General features: G+C 61.1%; 5 protein-coding genes and 1 pseudogene. 3 read left to right on the top strand and 3 right to left on the bottom strand.

Annotated features, from left to right (window positions below):
* Nucleotides 1-60: 60 nt before the first annotated feature.
* The 3 genes and pseudogenes from LQ956_RS14640 to LQ956_RS14630 form a co-directional block, all read right to left on the bottom strand.
* Nucleotides 61-312, bottom strand: a pseudogene (locus LQ956_RS14640) (GmrSD restriction endonuclease domain-containing protein); the annotation flags it as partial.
* A gap of 47 nt (nucleotides 313-359) precedes the next feature.
* A complete protein-coding gene (locus LQ956_RS14635) occupies nucleotides 360-1,634 on the bottom strand; it encodes a restriction endonuclease subunit S (protein ID WP_238630307.1) in 1,275 nt (424 codons plus the stop codon).
* Nucleotides 1,627-4,050 carry a type I restriction-modification system subunit M gene (locus LQ956_RS14630; protein ID WP_238630308.1) on the bottom strand — a complete coding sequence of 808 codons (2,424 nt, stop codon included), beginning with the start codon at nucleotides 4,048-4,050 and terminating at the stop codon, nucleotides 1,627-1,629. Before LQ956_RS14630 ends, LQ956_RS14635 begins: the two co-directional genes overlap by 8 nt.
* Before the next feature lie 403 nt (nucleotides 4,051-4,453).
* Between LQ956_RS14630 and LQ956_RS14625 the strand changes: the two genes are divergently transcribed.
* From LQ956_RS14625 to LQ956_RS14615, 3 genes are all read left to right on the top strand, one after another.
* Nucleotides 4,454-5,266 carry a hypothetical protein gene (locus tag LQ956_RS14625; protein ID WP_238630309.1) on the top strand — a complete coding sequence of 271 codons (813 nt, stop codon included), beginning with the start codon at nucleotides 4,454-4,456 and terminating at the stop codon, nucleotides 5,264-5,266.
* Nucleotides 5,267-5,410: 144 nt separating this feature from the next.
* Nucleotides 5,411-5,689: a hypothetical protein gene (locus LQ956_RS14620; protein WP_238623372.1), complete on the top strand. Its 279-nt coding sequence runs from the start codon at nucleotides 5,411-5,413 to the stop codon at nucleotides 5,687-5,689.
* A gap of 59 nt (nucleotides 5,690-5,748) precedes the next feature.
* Nucleotides 5,749-6,687: a YihY/virulence factor BrkB family protein gene (locus tag LQ956_RS14615; RefSeq protein WP_238623371.1), complete on the top strand. Its 939-nt coding sequence runs from the start codon at nucleotides 5,749-5,751 to the stop codon at nucleotides 6,685-6,687.
* Nucleotides 6,688-6,758: the final 71 nt, after the last annotated feature.

The raw sequence follows: 6,758 nt of genomic DNA, 5'->3' as shown, positions 1-6,758 counted from the left end.
GTCCAGGCCCACCGCCTGGGTCAGGCTGGTGAGGCGCTGCTGGCCATCGAGGATCAGCTAACTCGGGTCCTTGGTGACGCCGTCCGGGTCGATGCCCTCCACCGGGCGGGTCTCGAAACGCACCTCGCCGCCGGTCTCCATCAGCATCACCGCGCCCACGGGGAAGGAGCGGGCGATGCTGACCAGCAGGCTTTGCACATGGTCATCGTCCCACACCCACCCGCGCTGGAAATCGGGGAGTTGGATCTTGCCGGTGGTGATGTCCTTGAGCAGTTCCGGGAGAGAACGCTTGGTGCTGTCGAAGGTGGTCATGGAGGGTTCCCTGAATGGTGTGGTCCTGATATTGCGGGCGGCTCTGTTTATGCCGGGGTGGGGGTCTGGGCCTGGTCGAGCAGCGAGGTGACGCGGACGTGGCCGGTGAGGAGGTCGTTCATGAGGCCTGACTTTTGGATGATTAGCTTGTCCAGGAGAGCTTTCTCAGACTCAATTTTTGAGGCCATTGCCTGTAGCTCTTTCACTATGAGTTCTTGTTCAGTGTTGGATGGTAGTGAAACCTGAAAAGCTTTCAATTGGGTTGAGTTTATTGAAGCCAAGTTGGTGCTCTGCTTCGATGATCGAATGAAGTAACGTTTCCCTATGGCTGACGATGAGAAGGCAGTGAGGAAGTGGGGGTTCAGTACGCTTTGGGTGGTACGAACACGGAACACATGATTTTGATGGATACAAAGACCTATCTGGCCTTGCCACAGTGCCCCCCTACCAAGCTTGTCGAAATCGCCTCCTTCATTCATAAGAACATCACCTGGCAGGAGTCGATACTTTTCAAGATCTACAGAACTCACCCTAATTAGCTTTACCTCGGAAAGATCGAGGTAGCCGTCCTGAACATTTGCCACCCGTAGGTAAGGCACCAGTGGCCATGCACTGCTTCCTGATTTGCCGCCGAGCGTAACCCCGCTAACAATTTCTGACAGATCACCCAGTGAGCCAACGCCCCAACCCTTCGGAATCAACCCCAGCGGCGAATCCTTGTAAAGCTCCGGCGCCTGCTCGGGGCTGGGGCGGAGCTGGCCGTTCTCGTCGATGCCGCGGGTCAGCAGGTCGTGGAGCAGGCCCTCCTTGACCTTCTCCAGCTTGGCGATCAGTGCCTCGGTTTTCTGGATTTGGGTGTCGAGGGTGTCGAGGATGCGGGCGATAAGTCGCTGTTCAGACATTGATGGAGCGAATATCTTAAGCTCCTTCAAGTCCCGCCAAGAGGTGCGAGGCATCTTAGTGCCTATCGCGCTTCCCTCGGCGACTCTTCCAACAAAGTCGGATTGGAATATCTTGGCAACATAAACAGGGTCAAAGCCCTCGTTGGGCCGTAGAACGAGTATATCTGTTGAGCAGTAACCTGAAAACGGGGCTGAGATACACTTTCTCAGGTTTGGGCGGAGCTTGCCAAATAGCACATCATGACACTGAAAAACTGAGTTCGTACTAATTGATGAGCCTGAGGCGGAGTACCCATCAAGAACCCCTGAACCAGGCTTTATATTCTCTAGGCCCACATATGGCTTTTCAGGATCTTTGCCGACGGATATTTTTTCATTGACTACAGTAGTTACTTCCCTCAGTGACTTGTAATCACACATACCCCAACCCCTCCAAATACCCCCGCAACTCCCTCGCAGCCGCATCCCGCTCCGCCTCAATCTCCCCCAACGTCACCCGGTACTTGTCCCACCAAGTTTCAAAAGCGGCGATCACCTGCTGGCGCTGCTGGCGGATGTAGCGCTCCAGAATGCCCTTGAGGTCGTTGTGCAGGATGGTGCCCACCAGTTCGGCGGCAGCCAGTTCGTCCAGGGCGTCCACGGCGGCGTTCAGGTGTGCCTCGAAGCTGGCCACCTTGGCCTTGTGCTGCTTCCTGACCTGGGTGCGCTCGCTCTTCCAGGCCTTGATCTGCTCCGGCGTCGGGGCGTCGTCATCGTCGTTGCTGTCGGATTCCGGCTCGTCGCCATCGTCACCTTCGGGCTTGGCCTCGGCGGCCTTGATGCGGGCGTCCAACTCGGCCTTGCGGGCGGCGAGGTCTTCCAGCTCCGCGACGTATTCCTCCAGCAGGAAGTGGACCAGGCGGTGGTCGAGGGGGTTGGCCTTGCTCTGCTCGTCTTCCAGCAGGCTCACGATGGCGGTGCGCCAGGCGTCTACCACGCCCAGGCAGCCGCGGGCCTGCAGGGTGCGGAACTCGTTCTTGTTATCGAACCAGAAGCCGGCAATGATGCCGCGCACCGCGAAACGGTCCAGCATGGCGGTGGGCTCCAGCGCCGCCGAGAAGCTGCCCAGCAGCTCGTCGCGCAGTTGGGTGAGGCGGCCACCGTTGCCGGAAAGGCCGGTAATGCTCCCGCCATGCTCGGCCCACCAGGCCTCGAAGGCGGCCATCACGCTGGCTTCTTTGGCGGTGAGGCCGGCGTCTGCCTCGATGGCGGGTTTGAGGTCTCGCTTTTCGGTCAGGGGCTCGGCGAAATCCACGTAGTCAGGGTCATCCGCCCTGGGCGTAAACAGCCCCATGGGGTCGAGGCCCTGGGCATCAAACAGCGGGCGCCTGGCGGCGATCTCGGCCACCGGGATGCCGCCCTTGAGGTGGGCGCGCACATCCTGAGGCTCCGGCGGCGGGGTGTTGTCGGCGTAGCGGCGGATGTTGAGGTTGTAGTCGTTGTCGCGCAGCTCCGCGAGCGGCACCACCCGGGCGAAGCCGGGCACGTCCTCAAAGGCGTCGTAGGTGCTGGCGATCTTCTCGATGTGCTCCGGCAGCAGGTGATTCTGGGCGCGGCCCTCGTGGTATTCCCGGTCGGCGTTGATGAAGAGTACCTGCCCCCGTCGCTCATCGGGCTTGGCCCCCTTGGCCCGCAGCACCAGGATGCTGGCGGGGATGCCGGTGCCGTAAAAAAGATTGGGCGCCAGGCCGATCACCGCCTCCACCAGATCATCCTCCAGCAGACCGGCGCGGATGCGCTTCTCGTCACCGCCCCGGAACAGCACGCCGTGGGGCATGACGGTGGCCAGGCGGCCATCGGACTTGAGGCAGGCCACCATGTGCTGCAGGAACATCAGGTCGGCCTTCTTGGCCCCCTCCGGCACGCTGCCGTAGTGGAAGCGCTCCGGGAAGTGCCGGCTCGGCGTGTAACCGATGGAGAAAGGCGGGTTGGTGAGGATGCGGTCGAAGCGCTTGAGCTCGCCGCCATCCACGTGCTTCGGGTCGGTGAGGGTGTCGTCGTTGCGCAGGTCGGCGCTATTCACGCCGTGCAGCAGCATGTTCATCTTGGCAATGGCCCATACCGAGCCGGAGGCCTCCTGGCCAAACAGGTTGAGCCGACGCGGATTGCCGCCCTGCTCCTCCAGGTACTCCTTGGCATGGATCAGCATACCGCCGGACCCCATGCACGGGTCATACACGCTGTGGCCCTCCTGCGGGTCCATCAGCCGCACCATCATGCGCACCACCGGGCGCGGGGTGTAGAACTCGCCGCCCTTCTTGCCGGCGGAGTCGGCAAAATCGCGGATCAGGTATTCGTAGGCGGCGCCGAGCAGGTCGGGGAACTCGAAGTCCTCGTTGCGCAGGCGGTATTCGCTGAAGTGAACGATCAGGTCCCGGAGCTTCTTGTCCGGCAGGGTGGTGGAGCCCACCTTGCGGGTGAAGTCGATGTGCTCCAGTACCCCGGCCAGGCTGGGGTTGTGCTCTTCCAGGCCGGCCAGCGCCTTGTTGAGGGCACTGCCCACGCCCTGATGGGCCTCGTTCAGCAAGTGCGACCAGCGGGACTGGGGCGGCACGTAGAAGGTGGCGCGGTACCAGTCGGGGGCCTCCATCTGCTGGAGGATATCGGTCTCGCCTGCCCCCGCCTGCCTGAGCTGGTCACGGACCTCCTCCCGGCGCTGCTCGAAGACATCCGAGCAGCGTTTGAGAAAGAGCATGCCAAAAATGTACTCCTTGAACTCGGAGGCATCCATGCGCCCGCGCAGGATGTCGGCGGCCTTGAACAGGTGCCGTTCCAGCTGGTTGAGGGTGAGGATCATGGGCTGCGGTTCCGTTTACGATGAGCCGGCCGCACCAGGGCGGCCGTGGCGGCCGGGTAGCGTAGCTCATCAAATCGGGGAACAGAAGGCCACAAGGACTTGGTGGAGCCCGGGGGGGTTCAGGGGGGGTGCCCAGGTCCGCCAGCAACGGGTCGTAGACAGCCGCGTTGTCGGCGAGGAGCAGGCACCGGCCGGCGAAAGGACGCTTTATATTGCCTATACCCTCCAGCCATGCTACGAATGAGCCTGCCACCACGGTTTCGCTCCTTAGCTCTGGACCAAAAACCAGCCTGAGAGGATGGCCAGAATGCACCCCAAGAACCTTGGTACGAGAACCAGCCCTTCTTGGCGTCGGATTCATAAATACCGACTGGGGCACTCCACGATCCTTGCACTCTGCTGCATGGCCATCGGCACCGCCGCTTCGGCCCAATCCATACAATCCATAACCTTTGCCAACGACATCCTCAAACCCGGCGAGACCGCTGGTTCCACCGTGACGCTGAGTCAACCTGCTCCCACCAACACGTCCGTGGAGTTCACAACGCGCCCCCTCTCGGCACAGAACAGCATCGTGACCGTGCCGTTGAATCGGGTCGTCACCGCAGGCAATGCGTCCCGGTCGTTTCGGGTTCTGGTCCCTCAAAACTCACCCGGTGGCTGCGTGAAAGTGGCAGGGACGCTGCCTGCCAGCCCGCAACAAGGTGCCCACGTCAGTCACCAGGAAATCATCGTCGATCCCGCGCCGGCGTCGAGTGCAGTCATACTCGGTTCGTTGCGCCCAGCAGGCGCCACGCAGATTCCAAGCTCGGGCACCAGCGACTCGATGAGCAACGCTCGTCGTTTCATGGCGTACTATGTTTCGCCGATCGAAATCAGCGGCACCATCGAACTGGCTCAAACCTACCCCCACCCGGTGCGGATCTCGTTTACCAGCACACCGGCTCGTACGTGGACCTCTGCAAATCAAATCGTCATTGCACCGGGGGGTACCCGGGTGCGCTTCACGATCCGAACGAACTTTCAGGCCGGCGCCGACGAGATGGATCAATGGCCTGGGGTATGTACGACGCTGCAGGTGAACGCCACCGTCACGCCTGAGCTCACTAAGCCTCCGTCCCCACAGCCTGCGGGCTCGGGACCGACCCTCCAGCCTTACGGCTTACCGCCGGCACGGGCGACGGTTACACTCACCTGGCTCGGAATCGATGGCTAAAGCGGCACGCTATTGCTCACGTCATCGCATTCGGTGCAGACGTGCGCGCCGTGGTCGAGGCTGAACAGGTCGAACGCGTCGACACGTTCCATGACCTCGGACAAGGCCTGAGCCCAGAGGAAGTCCAAGCCTGGACTGCAGCCCTTGGGCCAGGACTTCGTTGCCGCCGCCAGGCCCTTCGTCGCCAGCATGTTCGTCGACGCCACTGACACCGGCCTGCGCGACTGGGTCATCGCCGACCTCTGGCCGACCAACATAGAAGCAAACTGCGAACACGTGCCGACCTTCGAAGCATTCATCCTGCCCGGCACGGACCACTTCGTGCACATGGACGTCCTCAAGCAGATGAAGGCCGATGGCGAAATCGCTCACGTGGGCATCACCACCTCGCACGGCCGCCGATCTGCGCCAAAGATCGGATAGCCACTATACTGGGTGGTAAGAGATCGACATTGACTCCAAAGACGAGGCGTTTTCGACCCATGCCTTTCGGTATCTACGAAAAACTCCCCGCTCCGGTGAGGCACTGGCTCAGCATCCTGGCTGCTGCAAGCCGGATTTTGCTGGCGAGCCAGGCCTTCATTTATGCCGCAGCGCTGGCGTTCTTCACCGTTTTCTCCATCGCGCCGATCCTGTTAGTGATTGTCACTCTGGTCGGGCTGGTGATTGGCCAGAGTGCTGTCCGGGGTGAACTCTTTGGGCAGCTCGAGGGGACTTTAGGTCCGGAAGCGGCAGGCATGGTGCAGGAAGCAGTGATCAATTCGCAGATCGATCAGAGTGGCATCTGGCCGGCGTTGATTGGGATCATCGCCACCGTAGTCGGTGCCACCACGGTTTTCGCCCAACTGCAGCTGTCCCTGAATCAGATCTGGGAGGTCGCGCCGCGACCCTCCAGGAGCGGCGTGTGGATCTTCGTCAAGAGCCGGGTGCTGTCGCTGACCATCATCCTGGCCATCGGGTTCACCCTCTTGGTCTCGCTCATATTATCAGTGGCTTTGCGTGGCGTGATGGCGTTCGCGGACGAATGGCTACCGGTTCCTGGTTGGGCGATGGTGGGCATGGAGATATTCCTGTCGTTGCTCGTGGTCACGTTCCTGTTCGCGGCAATTTTCAAGATCCTGCCAGACGTGGTGCTGTCTTGGCGAGACGTCCTGCTCGGCGCGTTAATCACTGCAGTGCTGTTCACGGTAGGCCGTTCCCTGATCTCCGTCTACCTGGCCTATACTGCGACAGCATCGACCTATGGTGCCGCCGGCTCTCTGGCGCTGCTCCTTCTCTGGGTAAACTATTCCTCCATGATCCTCCTGTTCGGGGCTGCGTTTACGCGCGCGCATTTCGAAGCCAGAGGCAAGCCCGTCTTGCCCAAGAGCACGGCGGTTTGTGTGCGCCGAGAATTGATCGAAGAAGTGCAGAAAATCTGAGGTTGAAGCCGTAACCAGGTTCCAGCTTGCCGCGCCGGCTCGGCTAACCTCTCGGAGGGAATGATGACCCG

The sequence above is a fragment of the Ectothiorhodospira lacustris genome (assembly GCF_022227845.1).
GTDB lineage: Bacteria > Pseudomonadota > Gammaproteobacteria > Ectothiorhodospirales > Ectothiorhodospiraceae > Ectothiorhodospira > Ectothiorhodospira lacustris.
This window is presented reverse-complemented; position numbering and strand designations above follow the sequence as displayed.

Excerpts from the sequence above, each read along its gene's own strand:
- LQ956_RS14635 (WP_238630307.1), bottom strand. The coding sequence starts at position 1,634 with ATGTGTGATTACAAGTCACTGAGGGAAGTAACTACTGTAGTCAATGAA.
- LQ956_RS14630 (WP_238630308.1), bottom strand. The coding sequence starts at position 4,050 with ATGATCCTCACCCTCAACCAGCTGGAACGGCACCTGTTCAAGGCCGCC.
- LQ956_RS14625 (WP_238630309.1), top strand. The coding sequence starts at position 4,454 with ATGGCCATCGGCACCGCCGCTTCGGCCCAATCCATACAATCCATAACC.
- LQ956_RS14615 (WP_238623371.1), top strand. The coding sequence starts at position 5,749 with ATGCCTTTCGGTATCTACGAAAAACTCCCCGCTCCGGTGAGGCACTGG.